Below are 18,503 nucleotides of genomic sequence, written 5' to 3' on the forward strand. Positions count from 1 at the left end.
AGGCCAGCCATGAGCACAGAGTTCTCCTTCTCGAAGACCAAGTCCGGCACGCGCAACGCGGATTTCATCGCCTTCGTCTCCGATCGCAAGACCGAGCAGATCGTGAAGAGCTTCGTGCTCGAACAGGCGATGCCGCACGCGCATATCGTCGTGGGCAACGTCGACGACGCGATCGCGTATCTCGCCCGCGTCGACCGCTCGCCGCTCTTCCTGCTGGTCGATCTGCAGGACTCGGTGATGCCGCTGTCCGACCTCGGCCGCCTCGCCGAAGTGTGCGAGCCGTCGGTGCAGGTGGTGGCGCTCGGCGAGCGTAACGACGTCGGCCTGTTCCGCAGCCTGCTCAAGATCGGCGTGCGCGATTACCTCGTCAAGCCGATCACGGTCGAACTGCTCAAGCGCACGGTCAATGTCTCCGAGGGCAAGGTGAGCCCGGTGATGCTCGCGCGCGCCGGCAAGACGATTGCGTTCACGGGCTCGCGCGGCGGCGTCGGGGTGACCACGCTCGCGCTCAACGTCGCCCGCCATCTGTCGGAAGACACGCACCGGCGCGTCGCCTATGTCGATCTGAACCTGCACGGCGGCGCGGCCAATTCCATGCTCGGTCTGCAGAGCAACAACGGGCTCATCGACGTGCTGCAGAACGTGCATCGCCTCGATCCGCAATACGTGGAGCGCACGCTCGTCGCCAAGGGCACCCGGCTCTATATGCTGTCGGCGGAACACGACTACGGCGCCGCGCGTCCGTTCGGCCCGGGCGCATTGCCGCGCGTGCTCGAACTGCTGTGCGACAGCTTCCACTACGTGATCCTGGACATCGGCACGGTGACGGACCCGCTCGCGCAGGAAGCCTTCGATCACGCCGCGCGCGTCTATGTGGTCGCGGACCGCTCGGTGCATTCGACGCGCGAGACGATCCGCCTTCTGCGTCATATCGAGGACCGCGACAACAATCCGCCGACCTCGCTGCTGCTGAACAACCCGAACGCCGTGACGGGCGGCAAGGTGCAGGCGAACGACTTCATGACGGCGATCGGCCGCAACGTGCTGTACGAAATTCCGTTCGAGGCGAAGTCGCTCGCGACGGCCGAGAACCTCGGCGAAGCACCCCGGGAAAAAGGCGCGAACGGCTTCAATCAGATGATCACGCGCATCGGCGGTGACCTCACCGGTCAGCAGATGAACGCCGAGCGCTCGTTCTTCCAGAAGCTCCGGCTCAGGAGAGGCTGATGTTCGGACAGAAGCAGGTTCCCCGCCCCGAGCCCGATCCGGACGCGCCGCCCGGCGCCGAAGCCGCGCAGGTCGCAGAGGCGCCGCCTCCGGTCGCGCCGCTCGCGCGCGCGCACGCGTCGGAAGGCGGTGAAGTGCTGGTGCGCTCGGACCTCTTCCGGGTGATCCGCAACGGCGTGTTCGCGGCGATGAACGCGTCGGCCGCCGTCGGCAAGACACGCGAACAGATGAAGCCGGGCGTCGAGCAACTCGTGCTCGACGTGGCGGAGCGCGAGCGGCTGAACATCACGCTCGCGGAGCAGGGGCAGATCGTCGGCGAGTTGCTGAACGACATGTTCGGGCTCGGTCCGATCGAACCGCTGCTCGCCGACGACACCATCACCGACGTGCTCGTCAACGGTCCCGACCAGGTATGGGTCGAGCGCCACGGCCGGCTCGAGCTCACCAACTGCAAGTTCCGCGACAACACGCACGTGACCAACGTCGCGCAGCGTATCGCGGCGGGCGTCGGGCGGCGTGTCGACGAAAGCAGTCCGATGGTCGATGCGCGTCTCGCCGACGGCAGCCGCGTGAACGTCGTGCTGCCGCCGCTCGCGATTCACGGCGCATCGATCTCGATTCGTAAATTCTCGAAGCGCAACATCACGCTGCATCGCATGTCGCAGCAGGGCAACCTGTCGGGCGCGATGGCCACCGTCCTCAAGCTCGCGAGCACGTGCCGGCTGAACGTGATCGTCTCGGGCGGCACGGGCTCGGGCAAGACGACGCTGCTCAATGCGCTGTCGCACTTCATCGGGCACGGCGAGCGCACCGTGACGATCGAGGATGCGGCCGAACTGCAGCTCGTGCAGCCGCACGTCGTCAGTCTGGAGACGCGCCCCGAGAACGCCGAAGGGCTCGGCGCCGTCACGCAGCGCGATCTCGTGCGCAACGCGCTGCGGATGCGCCCGGACCGCATCATTCTCGGCGAAACGCGCGGCTCCGAAGCCTTCGACGTGCTTCAGGCGATGAACACGGGCCACGATGGCTCGATGACCACCATCCACGCGAACACGCCGCGCGACGGCATCACGCGTCTGGAGTCGATGGTGATGATGGCGAACGGCAACCTGCCGCTCCTGTCGATACGCCGGCAGATCGCGAGCGCGGTGCACATGATCGTGCAGATCGAGCGCATGCGCGACGGCATGCGGCGCGTCACGCGCATCACCGAACTGGTGGGCATGGAAGGCGAAGTCATCATCACGCAGGACCTGTTCACGTTCCGCTACGACGCGAGCGCGTACAGCGAGGAAGTGAAAGGCGTGTTCGAGACGGGCGCCGTGCGGCCGGCCTTCGCCGCGCGCGCCGCGTATTACGGTCTCGAAGACGCGCTGCTGGAGGCGATGCGGCCATGAGTAACGTCGACCTCATCACGTTCGGCACCTTCGCAGTCGCCCTGCTGCTCGGCGTCATGCTGCTCGTGGTGCAGGACATGCGCCGCCAGCGCCCCGACGCGCGCATCCAGGCGCGCGTGCAGGCCGCCTTCCCCGCGGCCGGTTCGAGTGGGCGCGAGACGCGCCACGAAGACTCCGACCTCTTCACCTTCAGCCGCAACGACAACATCTTCAGCCGCTGGTTCGCGCCGAAGATCGCCCGCCTCAAGACGGTGGCCGGCGCGAGCGGAATGCGCGCGGTGATCATCGCGGCGGTGCTCGCCGAGGTCCTCGCGCTCGCGATGTCGAAGCTGCTGCCGCTGCCCGCGTTCGCGACGCCGGCGCTCCTCGTCGGCCTGCCGGTGCTCGGCGCCATGCAGGCGTACCGGTTCCTCGTCGAACGTTTCAAGCGCCGCTTTCTGGATGGCTTTCCCGATCTCATCGACCTGATCGTGCGCGCCGTGCGCGCGGGTGTTCCGGTGACGCACGTGATGGGCGTCGCGTCAGCCGAATGCGCCGAGCCGCTCAAGAGCGAATTCCAGTTGATGGGCGACGGGCTCAAGGTGGGTCTCGATCTGGAAGAGGTGCTCGCCACGGCGGTCACGCGCATCGGCATCGCGGATTTCTCCTTCTTCTGCGTGTGCCTGCTGCTGCAGCGCGAGACCGGCGGGCAGCTCGGCGAGACGCTGGAAAATCTCGCGGGCATCGTGCGCAGACGCCGCGAGATCCGTCAGAAAACCAAGGCGCTCACGGGCGAGGCGCGCATCACGACCAAGATTCTCGCGTCGGTGCCCTTCTTCATTCTGGGCAGCATGTTCATGCTCAACCGCGCGTATCTGATGGTGCTGTTCAACACGTCGGGCGGCCAGAAAGTGCTGACCTGCGCCGCGATTTCGCTCTCGATGGGACTGTTCATCGTTCACAAGATGTCGAAACTGGATACCGCGCGATGAGTCAGGACAACATCGAAACACTCATCAACCTGCTGATGCTGCTCGCGCTCGTCGTCGCGATCTTCATCTGGTGGGCGACCAAGCATGGCGGGGTCCGCGGACGCATCGCCGAGCGCACCCGCCAGGCTGCCGTCGTGCAGCGCAATGAAACCGCGCTCGCCGAAGAAGACGACGACGAAGGCTCCATGGCGCGCTTCACGCACCGTCTCGCGCGCCTGGGCGACCGGTTGCCGCTCTTCGATGCCAAATACCGCGCGAAGCTGCGCACACAGATGGTCCGCAGCGGTTATCGCAGCCAATCGGCGGTGTCCGTGCTGCTCGCGATCAAGTTCGTCGTCGGCCTCATCTGCGCCGCGTTCGCCGTGATGCTCGGCTCGCACATTCCCATGGTCGGCGGCTATCCGGCGGTGCGCGGCGCCATGATGCTGCTGGTCTTCGTGGTCGGCATGATCCTGCCGGAATACGTGCTCGCCTTCTTCGCGGCACGGCGGCGCAAGGCCATGGCGTCGTGCCTGCCCGATGCGCTCGATCTGCTCGTCATCTGCACGAACGCGGGCAACAGCCTCGGCGTGTCGATCCGGCGCGTGGCCGACGAACTGAAGACCATCTGCCCGCCGCTTTCCGGCGAGTTCTCGCTGACCGCCGACGAACTGAAGCTGTCCGGCGACAGCACGCGCGCGCTACAGGCGCTCGCCGATCGCATCGACCTGCCGTCGATCCGCGCGCTGATCGCCACGCTCACGCAATCGATGCGCTACGGCACGCCGATCACGCAGGCGCTGCGCACGCTGTCGCACACCGAACGGCTTGCACACATCGTGTCGCTCGAAGAAAAGGCGGCCAAGCTCGCACCCAAGATGGCCGTGCCGATGATGCTCTTCATTCTTCCCGCGGTGATGCTGATCGCCGCAGGCCCGGCCGTCATTCAACTCATCAGCGTCTTTGCAAAAAAATGAAGACCACACAGATCCCGCTTCCCGGCATGCGCCGTCTCGGCCTCGCGGCCTGTTGTGCGACGCTCGTGGTCGCACTCGGCGCATGCACGACGACCACCCGCCAGAGCGTCGACAGCCGCCCCGTCATGCGCAATTCCGCGCCCAGCACGATGAGCGAGCTGCGCATCGCCGACACGGCGCTCGATTCGGGCAATGTCGAACTCGCCACCTCGCTCTACGAAAAAGCCGTGCAGGCCGACCCGCAATCGGTCGCGGGCCTGACGGGACTCGGCAACACGCTCTACGCCGTCGGCGACTTCACGCGCGCGGGGGTCTACTACGCGCGCGCCAGCAAGACCGACGCGAGCGCGACCGCACCGCTCATCGGACTCGCGCGCGTCGCCATGCGCCAGCGCCGCTTCGACGACGCCATCGCGACCTACCGGCGTCTGCTCGCGCTGACGCCCGACGAGCCGCTCGCCTCGGCCGGGCTTGGCGCCGCACTCGACATGAACGGCGATCACAAGGGCGCGCAGGCCGTCCTGCGCGAAGCGCTCAGGAAGAATGTCGGCGATCCGCTGCTCTCCGTGAATCTCGGGCTGTCGCTCACGCTCTCCGGCGATCCGCGCGAAGGCGCGAACGTGCTGCTCGACGTGACGCGCTTTCCCGCCGCGCCGCCGCAGGCGCGCCAGGATCTCGCCCTCGCCTACGGGCTGCTCGGCAACCGCGAGGCGGCCGCCGAAATCCTGTCGCGCGATCTGCCGAAGGCATCGGTCGAAGACAATCTCCGTTACTACGACATTCAGCGCGAACTGATGTCGAGGCGCACGACACCGGCATCGGCCGTTTCTTCGGCGCAGCCCGCGTCGCCGGCCGCGATTCCGACCGCCCTGGTGCAGACGACGCGCCTCAAATGAAAGCCTCCGCGCGCCGCCTACGACTGCCAGTCGTCGCCACGCGAATCCTGCGCGACGAGCGCGGCATCGCGTCGATCGAATTCGCGTTCGTCGCGGTCTTCGCGATCATCCTCTTCCTCGGCACGGTCGAGCTTGCGCTGGAGATGATCGCCGATGCATCGGTGCAGGCCGCCGCGCAGGCGGCGTCGCGCGTGGGCCTGACGACGACCGCGCCGAGCACGGGCAACCGGGTGCAGGAGGCGCAGGCGATCGTGCAATCGATCCTCAGCGGATGGAAGAACGTGAGCGGGACCATCACGGTCACCGAACTGAACTATGGCAATTACGGGTACGGCAATGTCGCCAGCTCGACCTACACGCCGACGCAGGACATGGGCGGATACGGCGACGTGGTCGCTTACAACATACAGCTCAAGATGCCCGGCATCACCGGTATCCCGAAGCTGTTCGGCGTCAGCGAGCTGACCTTCGAGCGCAACTTCATCGTGCAGAACGAGAAATGATGACGAACAGCCAAACGGTGCGATCCATCCGCCGAAAGCTCGGCCGCATGCTGCGCTCGGATCGCGGCAGCGTGTCGATCGAGTTCGTCCTCATCGTGCCGATGATGCTGATCGTGCTGCTTGGCTTCACCGAGGTCTACCTGTACATGCGCGCGGTCAGCGCGGTCGATCGCACGGCATTCACGCTCGCCAACACCATCGGTCAGATGACCTCGATCATCGCCGACAACAACGACACCACCGATGCGAACAGCTATGCGTCGCTCTGGCGGGACGCCGCGCTGCTCGCCGCACCGTATCAGTTGCAGGCGAACGGCATGGTGTACGTGACCTTCCTGTGCGATCCGGATTCCAGCAGCAAATGCAAGGACATGGATAACTCCATGACGGCGGTCACCCCGAAGATTCGCTGGACAGCGTCTCCGACTTCATGGACCAACAGCAAGAGTTCGGGGATGGCGTCGAGGATTTCGAGCACGAGTCCGCTGCCCGCTTCGTGGCCTTTTCGCACGGGGGATTCGGCGATCATCGTGGAAGTATTTCTGTCGTACAACCCGTTCACCATGACCTCCAATTTGATCTCGGGGCTGCCGGGTCAGCAGACCGTGTACCGCCGCGTGTATGTGCGGCCGCGTGCGCCGAGAGCGTTCTACTGACGCTCGCGGGATCACCGACGCCCACATGCAGATCAAACGGAAAGGGTTCAGGCTCATGACGATTACGTCGACGCTCCGCGCATACCGCCGGTTGCCGAAACGCGCAGAGGGCAGCGTCGCGATGATGTTCGCGATGTGCGCGAGCATCATGATCGGTTCCATGTGCGTGTCGCTGGATTCGATCGACTATGTGATGACGCAGGGCCGGATGCAGATGGCGCTCGATGCCGCCACTTTGTCGGCGGGCGTCGATCTCCAGCGCTACGGCAACACGCCGACCGGCACCAGCCTCTCGAACTGGCAGAAGGATGCGCGCGCGTACTACGACGCGAACAGTCCTTCCGGCGTACTGGGCTTCACCATGCCTGACGCGAGCTTCAGCGCGAGCGTATCGGGCGCGCCCGCCACCGGGCAGACCATTCACCTGTCGGCGTCGGGATCGCTGCCCCTGCTCGCGCCGAAGGTTTTCAGCAACACGTCGGGTAGCGGCTCCGGCACGGGTTCCGGCGGCGGCGGGCTATCGCCGGATACGTCGACCGTATCGGCAAACAACACCGCCCTGCGGCTGCCGCAGAGCACGCTCGAACTCGTGATGGTCCTCGACAATACGGGTTCGATGAAAGACCCCGCGAACGGCGTGTCCGGTCCGACCAAGATGAGCGGCCTGCAGGCCGCGGCCAACTCGCTGATCGGCGATCTGCTGCCGAGCGGAAGCACCTCCGCCAGCAAGAACTTCATCGGGCTGGTGCCGTTCGCGAGCACCGTCAACACGACGGGCGCGCTGCCATCCGGCGGAAGCTGGCTCAGCGCGACGCTGCCGACCTACAACACCAGCAATGTGACGACGGGCGCGTGGAGCGGCTGCGTGATCGAGCCGCGCACCAACAACAATCTCTCGCCCGAAGCCTACTCGCCGGGCGACCCGCGCAAGTTCCAGCGCTACTACTACAACGTGCCGCCGAGCAAGCTGAAGGTGGTCACGTATAGCTCGTCGAGCCGGTATAACTCGTGCAATACGTCGGGCAGTTCGTCGTCGACTGTGTCGAACGTGCCGTTCACGATCGGCTCGTCGGGCTCGGCGAACAAGTGCAACAGCCCGAGCGGCGGCACGGGCACCGGCATCGGCACCCAGTTCGACGAGACCAACACGACGGGGCAGAACCTGACGCAGAATTCGGGCTGTCTCGCCACTTCGATGACCTTCCTCTCGCAGAACGCCACCACGCTCACCACGGCCGTCAACAAGATGACGCCATCGGGCTCGACGATCATTCCGGTCGGTCTCCTGTGGGGCTGGCGCATGCTGGAGCCGACGTGGTCGCAGAACCTCGCGGGCACGAAGAACGGCTGGACTTCGACCGACCCGAGCCTGCCCAAGCCCACCGACGGCACCGTGCAGAACCTGCAACGCGTGATGATCGTGCTCACCGATGGCCTGAATCAGATCGGCGCGGCGGGCTCCATTCCCAACACGCTGTATTTCAACGGCCTGTCGGGCGTGGGGACCAACAGCCTGTCGGCGCCGACGGTGATCCGGGCCAATGGCAGCCAGATGACGGACGGGCTCACGGATTCGTCGGAGCTGCATGGCGGCAGTCCCATCGATACTTCGAGCGGCAACAATGCGGGCTATCCGGACGATGCCAACACCTACCAGTTGGCCATCTGCTCGGCGATCAAGGCGGCGGGCATTACGATCTATTCGATCACGTTCGGCGCGTCCGCATCGAGTTCCACCGCGCAGACCACCATGCAGAACTGCGCGAGTCCGGGGAACTATTATCACGCGCCCGATAACACCACGCTCGATAATATCTTTCAGCAGATCGCTGGGAATTTGGGGGTGTTGCGGCTTACTAAGTGACGCGCTGGCGCTTGGGGCTTTTTTGTTTCGCTGGATCCCGGTATCGTGTCGGTCTATTGGCACTGCCCCTGTGCGGGGCGGCAGTCACTTTCTTTGCTGCTGCAAAGAAAGTAACCAAAGAAACAGCTCGTTAAGGCCCGCGGTCACACGCACGTTGGCCATGCTTGCCAGCCCGCGATGGCACTCGCCTAAGTGTCGCCCTCGTAGGCCCAATCGGGCTTGGATCGCGCACGGTCTGTCGCGCCAGCTGTTTTAGGGCGCTGGTTCAGCACCAAATAGCTTCGGCACAGCGCTACGCGCTGCCGTTGGGTATGCGAGGGAAACCATCGAAGAAGAAGCACGCGCAGACCCGATTGACCCATCGGCCGCGAAGCGGGCCGGAGCTGTTTGGTGCTGAACCAGTTTGTTCTGTGGTGCGATGTATCAGACCGTGTGCGAGCCAAGCCCGGTTAGTCCTTCGAGGGCGACACTTAGGCGAGTGCCACCAGCGGCTGGCAAGCATGGCCAACGTGCGTGTGACCGCGGGCCTGAACGAGCTGTTTCTTTGGTTACTTTCTTTGCAGCAGCAAAGAAAGTGACTGCCGCCCCGCACAGGGGCAGTGCTAATAAACCACTAAGAAACCGGGATCCGGCAACAAAACAAGGCCACCCTCTACCCGCAGCTAAAATACCCCTTGTGAACAAGAAGCCCAAACCCATCGACTTCAGAGCCTCCTCCGAGATCGTCGCGCAACGCCTCATCGGCGCGATCGTGACCGTCGACGGTGTCGGCGGCCGTATCGTCGAAACGGAGGCCTATGACCGCGTGGACCCCGCCTCGCACAGCTTCTCCGGACCGACGCCGCGCAACGCGGTCATGTTCGGGCCGCCCGCCTACGCCTATGTCTACCGTTCCTACGGCATTCACTGGTGCCTCAACTTCGTATGCCGCGAGGCCGGCCACGGCGCCGGTGTGCTGATTCGCGCGATCGAGCCGCTCGTCGGCATCGACGTGATGCGCGAGCGTCGTGGACTGGAGCCGATCAGACTCCTATGCTCCGGACCGGGCCGCGCCGCGCAGGCGCTCGGCATCACGCACAGGAACAACGGCATGTCGCTGCTAGAAGCGCCGTTTCATATCGAGCCGCCCGAGGAAGACTTCCCTATCGTGCACGGCCCGCGCATCGGCATCACCAAGGCGATCGACGTGCCCTGGCGCTTCGGGCTTGCCGGTTCGAAGTTCGTCAGCAAGCCCTTCCCCAAAGCGTGATGCGTCACTCCGCCGGACGCAGCTTCTTCACTTCCTCATCCGATGGCTGCACGCTCGCGCCATCGACATAACGGAACGATGTCATCACGCCCTTGCCGTCCTTCTGGCCCGTCACGCCGACATACGCGCCCATCGTCGATTGATTGTCCTGCTTGCGGTAGGTGATCGGGCCGAAAGGCGTATCGACGGGCAAGCCCTTGAATGCGGCGGCGAGCTTGTCGGCATCGGGTGAACCGGCTTTCTTCAGGCCGTTGGCGATCGACATCATCGCCGTATAGCCGACCACCGAGCCCAGGCGCGGATAGTCGTGATACTTCGCCTCATAGGCGGCGACGAATTTCTTGTTCGCCGGCGTATCGATCGAATACCACGGATAGCCCGTGACGATCCAGCCGACCGGCGCTTCCTTGCCGAGCGGATCGAGATAATCCGGCTCGCCCGTCAGAAGCGACACGACCGCGCGATCCTTGAAGAGGCCGCGCGTGTTGCCTTCGCGCACGAACTTGCCCAGGTCCGCGCTGAACAGCACGTTGAAGATGGCGTCGGGCTTCGCATCGGCGAGCGCCTGCGTCACCGCGCCCGCATCGACGTTACCGAGCGGCGTCGCCTGCTCCGCGACGAATTCGACATCCGGTTGCGCCGCCTTCAGCAAGCGCTTGAACGTGGCCACCGCCGACTGGCCGTACTCGTAGTTCGGATAGACGAGCGCCCAGCGCTTCTTTTTGAGCTTCGCGGCCTCGGGCACGAGCATCGCGACCTGCATGTACGTCGATGGGCGCAGACGATACGTGTACTTGTTGCCGTCCTGCCAGACGATCTTGTCGGTGAGCGGCTCGGCAGCCAGGAAGAAGATGCGCCTTTGCTTCGCATAGTCCGCAAGCGCCAGGCCCGTATTCGACAGATAGCCGCCGAACAACAGCTTCACCTGCTCGCGTGCGACGAGTTCCTGCGCGACGCGAACGGTATCGCCGGGATTGCCGTTGTCGTCGCGCGAGACGACTTCGAGCTTGTTGCCATCGATGCCGCCCGCCGCGTTGATCTCGTCGAGCGCTAGATTCCAGCCGTTCTTGTACGGCAGAAGAAATGCAGGCTGTGCCTTATAGCTATTGATCTCGCCGATCTTGATGGTATCGGCGTGCGCGGCGAATGCGAGACTCGCCGCAATGGCGGCGATGGTAAAGCGCAGTGACGTCATCGGGTTCTGTCCTCTCTGTTTGGATTCGATTCGTTCATACGCCAAGGAATTCGCGGCGCGCGGCATTGTCGCGTGCGAATGCGTTCATCGCGCCTTCATGGCGTATCTGGCCTTTCTCCAGCACATATACGCGGTCGCTGACGAGTTCCGCGAAGTGCAGGTTCTGTTCCGACAAAAGAATCGCGAGTCCTTCGCGCTTCAGTTCGAGAATCATATCGGCCATCTGTTCGACGATCACGGGCGCGACACCTTCCGATGGCTCATCGAGCAGCACGAGGCGCGGATTGCCCATCAATGTGCGCGATACGGTGAGCATCTGCTGCTCGCCGCCGCTCATGCGGCTTGCGCGGCGCTCGCGCATTTCGCCGAGATTCGGGAACACGCGAAAGAGCTTGTCGGGCGTCCATAGCGGCGCGTTCTCGCGCGGCGGCTGTCGGCCCGTGTCGAGATTCTCCATCACGGTGAGATCGCCGAATACGCGGCGATCTTCCGGCACGTAACCCAAACCCCTGCGCGCGATGCGATACGGCGCCATGCCCGCGATGTTCTCGCCCATGAACGACACTGTGCCCGATGTGCGCGGCAAGAGTCCCATCACCGCTTTCATCGTCGTGGATTTACCCGCGCCGTTGCGGCCCATCAACGCGACCACTTCACCGCGGCCGACTTCGAAGCTAACGTCGAACAGGATCTGCGCGCGGCCATAGAACGCATTCAGCGCTTCGACTTTAAGAAGCGTCATGTCGATGCTCCCGCGCGCGGGGCGAACGATGCGCCCGTGCCGAGATAGACCTCGCGCACGCGTGCATCGTTGCGAATGGCTTCGGCGTCGCCCTGTGCGATAAGGCGGCCCCGCGCAAGCACGATGAGCTTGTCCGCGTGCGAGAACACCACGTCCATGCTGTGCTCCGTGAACAGCACGCCGATGTCGCGCTCTTTCGCGAGACGCGCGGTAAGCGCCATCAGTTCATTGCGTTCCTGCGGCGCCATGCCCGCGGTCGGTTCGTCCATCAATAAAAGCTTTGGATGATTCGCCAGCGCGATAGCCAGTTCGACGCGCTTCACGTCGCCGTATGCGAGCACTGCGCAACTACGCCGCGCATGCGCCCTCATGCCGACGAGATCGAGCAAGGCCATCGCTTCATCTTCCCTGAAAGACGCGGCGCGCCCGAAAGGACTGTAGATGCGTCGTTCGCGCGAGAGCAACGCCATCTGCACGTTTTCGAGCACGGTCATCGAGTTGAAGGTCGCGGCAATCTGGAACGTGCGGCCCACGCCGCGACGCCAGATATCGCGTGGACGCATGCCCGCGATGTCGTGGCCGTCGAAGCGGATCGCGCCCGCGCCCGGTTTGAGCTGGCCGTTGATCATGTTGAAGCACGTCGATTTGCCCGCGCCGTTCGGGCCGATCAGCGCGAGCAACTGCCCTCGTTCGAGATCGAACGACACGTCGTCGACGGCCTGCACGCCATCGAATGACTTCGACAGATGTGCAATCGAGAGCAGCGTCATTGCGCCTCCCGGAAGAAGCGATCGCGCACGAAGCCCGCGATGCCTTGCGGAAAAGCGATGACGAGCACGAGGATCGCGGCGCCGAGCAGCGCCTGCCAGTAGTCGGTCTGACGCGCGACCGTATCCTGCAACCACGTGAACACGCTCGCGCCGACGATAGGACCGGCGAGCGTCTGAATGCCGCCGAGCAGGACCATCACGAGGCCATCGACGGAACGGCCCACGCTGATCGCTTCAGGCGATATGTTGCCCTTCGAGAACGCATACAGCGAGCCCGCGAGTCCGCATACGAGCGCGGCGACGACGAACGCGGCCCATTGCACGCGTGCGACATCGATGCCGATCGCTTCGGCGCGCAAGGGCGAATCGCGACCCGCGCGCATCGCGAGGCCGAGCGGCGAGAAGATCATGCGACGCAGCAGCCAGACGCCGATCACCGCGAACACGAGCGTGAGGTAGTAGAACGCGACAGGCGATGCAAGCCACGGCGACGGCCAGATGCCCAGTATGCCGTTGCTGCCGCCCGTCACGGCATCCCATTGAAAGACGACGGACCAGACGATCTGCGCGAACGCGAGCGTGAGCATCGCCAGATAGACGCCCGACAGCCGCACGCAGAACCAGCCGAACACGATTGCGCCGATGCCCGCGATGAGCGGACCGAGCACGAGCGCGGCCTCCATCGGCAACGCGAATACCTTGAGGAACAACGCCGCGCCGTATGCGCCGAGCCCGAAGTAAGCCGCGTGGCCGAAGGAATGCATGCCGCCCAGTCCCATGATGAAGTGCAGGCTTGCCGCGAACAGCACCGCGATCATGATCTCGACGAACAGCACCGGCATGTACGGGAAGGCATCGGCGGCGAGCGGCGCGAGCGCAAGCGCGATTCCCGCGACCGCCGCGGCGATCTTCATGTTGCGCGTGGCGGGACGCAAGGGCCGGTCGGCGGGCGCGGCGGAACGGGCAATCGTCTGTGCGCGGCCGAAGAGTCCCCACGGACGCAGCACGAGCACGACGGCCATCACGACGAACTCCGCGACGAGCGTGAACTTCGACAAGGAAAAGTCGATGCCCGCGATCGACACATGCCCGATGCCGATGCACATCGCCTTGATCTCCGCGATCAATAGCGCCGCGACGAACGCGCCGGGAATCGAACCCATGCCGCCGACCACGACGACGACGAACGCATTGCCGATGGTGTCGATATCCAGCGACAGATTCGCCGACATGCGCGGCACCTGAAGTGCGCCGCCGAGTCCCGCGAGCAATGCGCCCACGAAGAACACGCCGGTGAAGAGCCACGCCTGATTGACGCCGAGCGCGCCGAGCATCTCGCGATCCGCGCTCGCGGCGCGCACGAGCGTGCCCCAGCGCGTGCGCGTGAGCGCATACCAGAGCGCGAGCAGCACGAGCGGCCCGATGACGATCAGCGCGAGATCGTAAGCGGGCAACGCATGGCCGAGCATCTGCACGGCGCCTTCCAGATGCGGCGCGCGCGGGCCGAACAGATCCTCCGGTCCCCACACATAGAGCGCGGCATCGCGAATGATCAGGACCAGCGCGAACGTGGCCAGCAGATGAAACAGCTCGGGCGCGCGATAGATGCGCCTCAGCACGCTCACTTCGATCGCCGCGCCGATTGCGCCGACGACGAGCGCCGCGCCGATCATCGATGCCCAGAAGCCCGCGACGCTATCGCCGAAGCGGCTCGTGAGGCTGTACGCGACATACACGCCGAGCATATAGAGCGAGCCGTGCGCGAAGTTGACGATGCGCGTGACGCCGAAGATCAGCGACAGACCCGACGCGACAAGAAAGAGCGCGCAGGCGTCGGCGAGGCCGTTGACGAGTTGGACGAGCAGGTTGGCGAGCATCGGGCTCAATGAACGTATCGGCTGAAAGAGCCGACATTATCGATGAATTGAGCAACACGCTCCCTGCCCGACGAAATGAATATGGCACGCGGTCACTGGAAAAAACGTATTGACGGCGTTTATGTCTCGTATATGCTCATTGAAGGGCAATTGTCGGCATCGGCAATCGCTCTGCCAATCCACTCGCCAAACGAGTCTTATCGTGAGAGTCCAAAGCCCTCTGGCACGTCGGAGCCGCGGCTCCTGCGCCGATCGCTGCGGCAAGCTTCCCGATCGCCGCTTCCATTCGGTTCTGACCGTCCTCTCCCGCCGCTGCGTGCGGCGTCGCAACGCCATTTCCGCGCGCGCGTTCATCGCCGTGCATTGCGTCGGCGCGGCTTCATTGCTGCCGTAGCGCCTCTTCCGCTTTCCCTTTCCTGACTGACTGGTCCGCGCGCGTGCGTCCGCACGCGTGAATGCGCGCGCCTTCCTTGCTTGCGCCTTTGCGATGCATCGCGACGGCCGTGGAAGCATGCGCGCCTTCAAAACACGAGAACGAAAATGGAACGCATCGACGAATTCCTTCGCAAACATCACATCACCGAAGTTGAAGCAATCATTCCCGACATGGCGGGCACCGCGCGCGGCAAGATCATTCCGCGCAGCAAGTTCGAGTCGGGCGAATCGATGCGCCTGCCGCAAGCCGTGATGATTCAGACGGTCACGGGCGACTATCCCGTCGATGGCAGCTTCACCGGCGTCACCGATCCCGACATGGTCTGCGTCCCCGATCCCGCGACGATCCGCCTGATTCCGTGGGCCACCGATCCCACGGCGCAGGTCATCCACGATTGCGTGCATTTCGACGGCACGCCCGTCGCGATTTCGCCGCGACGCGTGTTGCGGCAAGTGCTGCAGAAGTTCGCCGCGAAAGGCTGGCGTCCTGTCGTCGGGCCGGAGCTGGAGTTCTTTCTCGTCGATATGAATCGCGATCCCGATCTGCCCTTGCAGCCACCCGTCGGCAGAACCGGGCGCGCGGAAACGGGACGTCAGGCGTATTCGATCGATGCAGTGAACGAGTTCGATCCGCTCTTCGAAGACATCTACGAGTATTGCGAGGTGCAGGAACTCGAAGTGGACACGCTGATTCACGAAGTCGGCGCTGCGCAGATGGAAATCAACTTCATGCACGGCGACGCGCTCAATCTCGCGGACCGCGTGTTTCTCTTCAAGCGCACGGTGCGCGAGGCGGCGCTGCGCCACAAGATGTACGCGACTTTCATGGCGAAGCCGATGGAGAACGAGCCGGGCTCGGCGATGCACGTTCATCAGAGCGTCATCGATGAAGAGACCGGCCGCAATCTCTTCACGAATCGCGACGGCGAACCTACGGGCCTCTTCCATAGCTACATTGCTGGCCTGCAGAAATATACGCCCGCGTTGATGCCGATCTTCGCGCCGTACATCAATTCTTATCGCCGGCTATCACGCTTCATGGCCGCGCCGATCAACGTGCAATGGGGCTATGACAACCGCACCGTGGGCTTTCGCGTGCCGCATGCGTCGCCGCAGGCTCGGCGCATCGAGAATCGCATACCGGGCGTGGACTGCAATCCCTATCTCGCGATCGCGGCGACACTGGCCGCGGGTTATCTCGGCATGACGCAGCATTTGGAACCGACCGAGCCGCTCGCGAGCGATGGCTATCGTCAGCCCTATCAGTTGCCGCGCAATCTCGATGAAGGTCTCACGCTGATGGGTGCGTGCGAGCCGCTTGCCGACATGTTCGGCGAGAAGTTCGTGCGCGCCTATCTCGCGCTGAAGGAAACCGAATACGAGGCGTTCTTCCGCGTGATCAGCTCATGGGAACGCAAACATCTTCTGCTGCACGTTTAAAAGGAGACGACGACATGAACGATCGAATCGATTCGACGGCGCATTACCGCGCGCTCGATGCCGCGCATCATCTGCACCCTTTCTCCGATATGGGCGCGCTCAATCGCGCGGGCAGCCGCGTGATCGTGAAGGCCGAGGGCGTTTATCTCCAGGACTCGGAAGGCAATCGCATCATCGATGGCATGGCGGGATTGTGGTGTGTGAACGTCGGTTATGGACGCCGAGAACTCGCCGATGCCGCGTTGAAGCAGATGCACGAGCTGCCCTTTTACAACACCTTCTTCAAGACGACGCATCCGCCGGTGATCGAGTTGTCCGCGCTGCTCGCGGAGATCGCGCCCGCAAAGTTCAATCGCTTTCTCTATTGCAACAGCGGCTCGGAAGCCAACGATACGGCGCTGCGTGCGGTGCATCGTTATTGGGCCGTGCAAGGCCAACCGGCGAAGCGCTATGTCATCGCCCGAACGAATGCGTATCACGGCTCGACCATTGCGGGCGCAACGCTCGGCGGCATGAGCTACATGCATGAGCAGATGCCATCGAAGATGGAGCATGTCGTGCATATCGATCAGCCTTACTGGTTCGGCGAAGGCGGCGCGATGGATGCAGAAGCATTCGGGCTCGCACGTGCGCATCAGCTCGAAGAAAAGATCGTCGAGCTGGGCGCTGAAAACGTCGCGGCGTTCATCGGCGAGCCGTTCCAGGGCGCGGGCGGCGTCATCTTTCCGCCATCGAGCTATTGGCCGGAAATCGAACGCATCTGCCGCAAGCATGATGTGCTGCTCATCGCCGATGAAGTGATCGGCGGATTCGGGCGCACGGGCGAATGGTTCGCGCACGAGCACTTCGGTTTCGAGCCCGATGTCATCGCGATGGCCAAGGGCCTGACAAGCGGCTATGTGCCGATGGGCGCGGTCGCGCTGTCGGATCGCATCGCGGATGCGATCGTGAATAGCGGCGAGTTCAATCACGGATTCACGTACTCGGGGCATCCGGTAGCGGCCGCGGTTGCGGTGGCCAATCTGAAGCTGCTGAGGGATGAAGGCATCGTCGCGCGCGTGAAGCAGGACGCAGGGCCCTATTTCCAGAAGCGTTTGCGCGATGCGCTGGGCGATCAGCCGATCGTCGGCGAGATTGCGGGCGCGGGGCTCGTCGCGGGCATTCAGCTTGCCGAAGATCGCGCGACGAGGAAGCGCTTCCCGAACGGCGACGATATCGGCACGATATGCCGCGACTTTTGTTTCTCGGGCAATCTCGTGATGCGCGCGAGTCACGATCGCATGTTGTTATCGCCGCCGCTCGTCGTCACGCATGACGAGATAGACGAGATCGTCGACAAGGCCAAAGCGGCCATCGACGCGACCGCGCATCAGATCAGGAACGCCGCTTAGCGAAGTATTCCGCCGCCATGTGCCTGAAGGCCGTGACGGCGGGATTGTCCTGATCGGAACGCCATGCCATGCTCATTTCGGCCTGCACGGTATTGCCGGCGATATCCCGGAACTCGACATTGTCGTAATGAAATCGCCGCGATGACGCCGGCAGGATCGAAACGCCGAGTCCCGCGCGAACGAGCGAGAGAATGGTCGGCGTCTGATCGATGTATTGCGTGAAGTGCGGCTTCACTTCATCGGCGACGAGCATGCTGACGATGCGATCGTGGAAGTATTTGCCGTGCGTCGGCGAGTGCATGATGAACGCCTGCTCGTGCAACTGCGCAAGTTCGATTCGATCGAAGCGGCACAGCGCGTGTCCTGCCGGGAGCGCGACGATCATCGGTTCGCGATCGACGAGAAGGAACTCCACTTTCTGCCGCGACGGCAGCGGCCGCATGAAGCCGAGATCGATAGCATTTGCCTCGAAAGCTTCGATCTGCGCGACGGAAATCATTTCGAGCAGAACGACATCGATATCCGGCAAATCGCGCTTCGCCGCGACGAGCAATTCGGGTATCAGCTCATAACCCGCGGCGCCCGTGAAGCCGATGCGCACGCGCCCGGTCTTGCCCTTGTTCGCGCGCCGCACCGTGCTTTCGGCCTGCTCGGCCAGATTGAGCAGGCGCGCCGCATCCGCGAGAAACACGCGCCCTTCGGTGGTCAGCCTGACCGTGCGGCCGACGCGCTCGAACAGCTTCACGCCCAGATTCTCTTCGAGCAGATGAATCTGTCTGGAAAGCGGCGGCTGCGTCATGTTGAGCAAAGCGGCCGCGCGCCTGAAGTTCAGCTCCGTCGCGGCCGCAACGAAGCAACGCACTTGTCCGAGATCGAGCATTCGTAATCGACGTTGAAGTGATAGCCGATCATTATATGTTCGCCCCGGACGGAT

The 18,503-nt window shown here is 63.8% G+C and carries 16 protein-coding genes; 11 read left to right on the forward strand and 5 right to left on the reverse strand.

Translation table 11 applies throughout. The annotated features are described in order from the left end of the window. The first annotated feature begins 9 nt into the window (after nt 1–9). The 9 genes from QCE73_RS31220 to QCE73_RS31260 all read left to right on the forward strand — a co-directional run bounded on the left by QCE73_RS31220 (nt 10) and on the right by QCE73_RS31260 (nt 9,719). Nucleotides 10–1,227 carry an AAA family ATPase gene (locus QCE73_RS31220; protein ID WP_035510696.1) on the forward strand — a complete coding sequence of 406 codons (1,218 nt, stop codon included), beginning with the start codon at nt 10–12 and terminating at the stop codon, nt 1,225–1,227. Beyond that, nucleotides 1,227–2,624, forward strand: coding sequence for a CpaF family protein (locus QCE73_RS31225; RefSeq protein ID WP_035510698.1), 1,398 nt, complete (start codon nt 1,227–1,229; stop codon nt 2,622–2,624). The genes QCE73_RS31220 and QCE73_RS31225 overlap by 1 nt, the downstream gene beginning before the upstream one ends. Further along, nucleotides 2,621–3,595, forward strand: a complete 975-nt coding sequence (locus QCE73_RS31230; protein WP_309884942.1) for a type II secretion system F family protein — start codon at nt 2,621–2,623, stop codon at nt 3,593–3,595. The genes QCE73_RS31225 and QCE73_RS31230 overlap by 4 nt, the downstream gene beginning before the upstream one ends. Next, the gene (locus tag QCE73_RS31235; RefSeq protein WP_309884944.1) at nt 3,592–4,551 is read left to right on the forward strand and encodes a type II secretion system F family protein; all 960 of its coding nucleotides are present in this window, start codon (nt 3,592–3,594) and stop codon (nt 4,549–4,551) included. The genes QCE73_RS31230 and QCE73_RS31235 overlap by 4 nt, the downstream gene beginning before the upstream one ends. Then, complete coding sequence (locus tag QCE73_RS31240; RefSeq protein ID WP_309884945.1) at nt 4,548–5,447, forward strand: tetratricopeptide repeat protein; 900 nt, start codon at nt 4,548–4,550, stop codon at nt 5,445–5,447. The genes QCE73_RS31235 and QCE73_RS31240 overlap by 4 nt, the downstream gene beginning before the upstream one ends. After that, entirely contained in the window at nt 5,444–5,950 is a 507-nt protein-coding gene (locus QCE73_RS31245) for a TadE/TadG family type IV pilus assembly protein (protein ID WP_309884946.1), read from the forward strand. Before QCE73_RS31240 ends, QCE73_RS31245 begins: the two co-directional genes overlap by 4 nt. Further along, entirely contained in the window at nt 5,947–6,606 is a 660-nt protein-coding gene (locus QCE73_RS31250) for a TadE/TadG family type IV pilus assembly protein (RefSeq protein ID WP_309884947.1), read from the forward strand. Before QCE73_RS31245 ends, QCE73_RS31250 begins: the two co-directional genes overlap by 4 nt. 55 nt (nt 6,607–6,661) lie before the next feature. Beyond that, on the forward strand, nt 6,662–8,470 hold the full coding sequence (locus QCE73_RS31255; protein WP_309884948.1) for a VWA domain-containing protein: 1,809 nt from the start codon (nt 6,662–6,664) through the stop codon (nt 8,468–8,470). 676 nt (nt 8,471–9,146) lie between these two features. Beyond that, nucleotides 9,147–9,719, forward strand: a complete 573-nt coding sequence (locus QCE73_RS31260; protein WP_250484940.1) for a DNA-3-methyladenine glycosylase — start codon at nt 9,147–9,149, stop codon at nt 9,717–9,719. A gap of 4 nt (nt 9,720–9,723) precedes the next feature. On the opposite strand, the gene QCE73_RS31265 is transcribed toward QCE73_RS31260, so the two are convergent. From QCE73_RS31265 to QCE73_RS31280, 4 genes are read right to left on the reverse strand one after another with little or no spacing between them, the layout of a single operon-like run. Further along, nucleotides 9,724–10,914 (reverse strand): ABC transporter substrate-binding protein, encoded by a 1,191-nt coding sequence (locus QCE73_RS31265; protein WP_309884949.1) that lies wholly within the window; start codon nt 10,912–10,914, stop codon nt 9,724–9,726. 34 nt (nt 10,915–10,948) lie between these two features. Beyond that, a complete protein-coding gene (locus QCE73_RS31270) occupies nt 10,949–11,662 on the reverse strand; it encodes an ABC transporter ATP-binding protein (protein ID WP_309885289.1) in 714 nt (237 codons plus the stop codon). After that, a complete protein-coding gene (locus tag QCE73_RS31275; RefSeq protein WP_309884950.1) occupies nt 11,653–12,426 on the reverse strand; it encodes an ABC transporter ATP-binding protein in 774 nt (257 codons plus the stop codon). Before QCE73_RS31275 ends, QCE73_RS31270 begins: the two co-directional genes overlap by 10 nt. Beyond that, on the reverse strand, nt 12,423–14,303 hold the full coding sequence (locus QCE73_RS31280) for an ABC transporter permease (protein WP_309885291.1): 1,881 nt from the start codon (nt 14,301–14,303) through the stop codon (nt 12,423–12,425). Before QCE73_RS31280 ends, QCE73_RS31275 begins: the two co-directional genes overlap by 4 nt. A gap of 540 nt (nt 14,304–14,843) precedes the next feature. On the opposite strand from QCE73_RS31280, the gene QCE73_RS31285 reads away from it, so the two are divergent. Together QCE73_RS31285 and QCE73_RS31290 are read left to right on the forward strand one after the other, a co-directional pair. Beyond that, nucleotides 14,844–16,178: a glutamine synthetase family protein gene (locus tag QCE73_RS31285; RefSeq protein WP_035507325.1), complete on the forward strand. Its 1,335-nt coding sequence runs from the start codon at nt 14,844–14,846 to the stop codon at nt 16,176–16,178. A gap of 14 nt (nt 16,179–16,192) precedes the next feature. Further along, on the forward strand, nt 16,193–17,569 hold the full coding sequence (locus tag QCE73_RS31290; protein WP_309884951.1) for an aspartate aminotransferase family protein: 1,377 nt from the start codon (nt 16,193–16,195) through the stop codon (nt 17,567–17,569). Here the strand turns inward: QCE73_RS31290 and QCE73_RS31295 are convergent. Continuing rightward, nucleotides 17,553–18,449 (reverse strand): LysR family transcriptional regulator, encoded by an 897-nt coding sequence (locus QCE73_RS31295; protein WP_035507319.1) that lies wholly within the window; start codon nt 18,447–18,449, stop codon nt 17,553–17,555. The two genes, QCE73_RS31290 and QCE73_RS31295, sit on opposite strands and share 17 nt — an antisense overlap. Nucleotides 18,450–18,503 lie beyond the last annotated feature (54 nt).

The sequence above is a fragment of the Caballeronia sp. LZ029 genome (assembly GCF_031451275.1).
Taxonomy (GTDB): Bacteria; Pseudomonadota; Gammaproteobacteria; order Burkholderiales; family Burkholderiaceae; genus Caballeronia; species Caballeronia jiangsuensis.

Excerpts from the sequence above, each read along its gene's own strand:
- QCE73_RS31265 (WP_309884949.1), bottom strand. The coding sequence starts at position 10,914 with ATGACGTCACTGCGCTTTACCATCGCCGCCATTGCGGCGAGTCTCGCA.
- QCE73_RS31240 (WP_309884945.1), top strand. The coding sequence starts at position 4,548 with ATGAAGACCACACAGATCCCGCTTCCCGGCATGCGCCGTCTCGGCCTC.
- QCE73_RS31250 (WP_309884947.1), top strand. The coding sequence starts at position 5,947 with ATGATGACGAACAGCCAAACGGTGCGATCCATCCGCCGAAAGCTCGGC.
- QCE73_RS31245 (WP_309884946.1), top strand. The coding sequence starts at position 5,444 with ATGAAAGCCTCCGCGCGCCGCCTACGACTGCCAGTCGTCGCCACGCGA.
- QCE73_RS31275 (WP_309884950.1), bottom strand. The coding sequence starts at position 12,426 with ATGACGCTGCTCTCGATTGCACATCTGTCGAAGTCATTCGATGGCGTG.
- QCE73_RS31290 (WP_309884951.1), top strand. The coding sequence starts at position 16,193 with ATGAACGATCGAATCGATTCGACGGCGCATTACCGCGCGCTCGATGCC.
- QCE73_RS31225 (WP_035510698.1), top strand. The coding sequence starts at position 1,227 with ATGTTCGGACAGAAGCAGGTTCCCCGCCCCGAGCCCGATCCGGACGCG.
- QCE73_RS31255 (WP_309884948.1), top strand. The coding sequence starts at position 6,662 with ATGACGATTACGTCGACGCTCCGCGCATACCGCCGGTTGCCGAAACGC.
- QCE73_RS31235 (WP_309884944.1), top strand. The coding sequence starts at position 3,592 with ATGAGTCAGGACAACATCGAAACACTCATCAACCTGCTGATGCTGCTC.
- QCE73_RS31285 (WP_035507325.1), top strand. The coding sequence starts at position 14,844 with ATGGAACGCATCGACGAATTCCTTCGCAAACATCACATCACCGAAGTT.
- QCE73_RS31280 (WP_309885291.1), bottom strand. The coding sequence starts at position 14,303 with ATGCTCGCCAACCTGCTCGTCCAACTCGTCAACGGCCTCGCCGACGCC.
- QCE73_RS31295 (WP_035507319.1), bottom strand. The coding sequence starts at position 18,449 with ATGCTCGATCTCGGACAAGTGCGTTGCTTCGTTGCGGCCGCGACGGAG.
- QCE73_RS31230 (WP_309884942.1), top strand. The coding sequence starts at position 2,621 with ATGAGTAACGTCGACCTCATCACGTTCGGCACCTTCGCAGTCGCCCTG.
- QCE73_RS31220 (WP_035510696.1), top strand. The coding sequence starts at position 10 with ATGAGCACAGAGTTCTCCTTCTCGAAGACCAAGTCCGGCACGCGCAAC.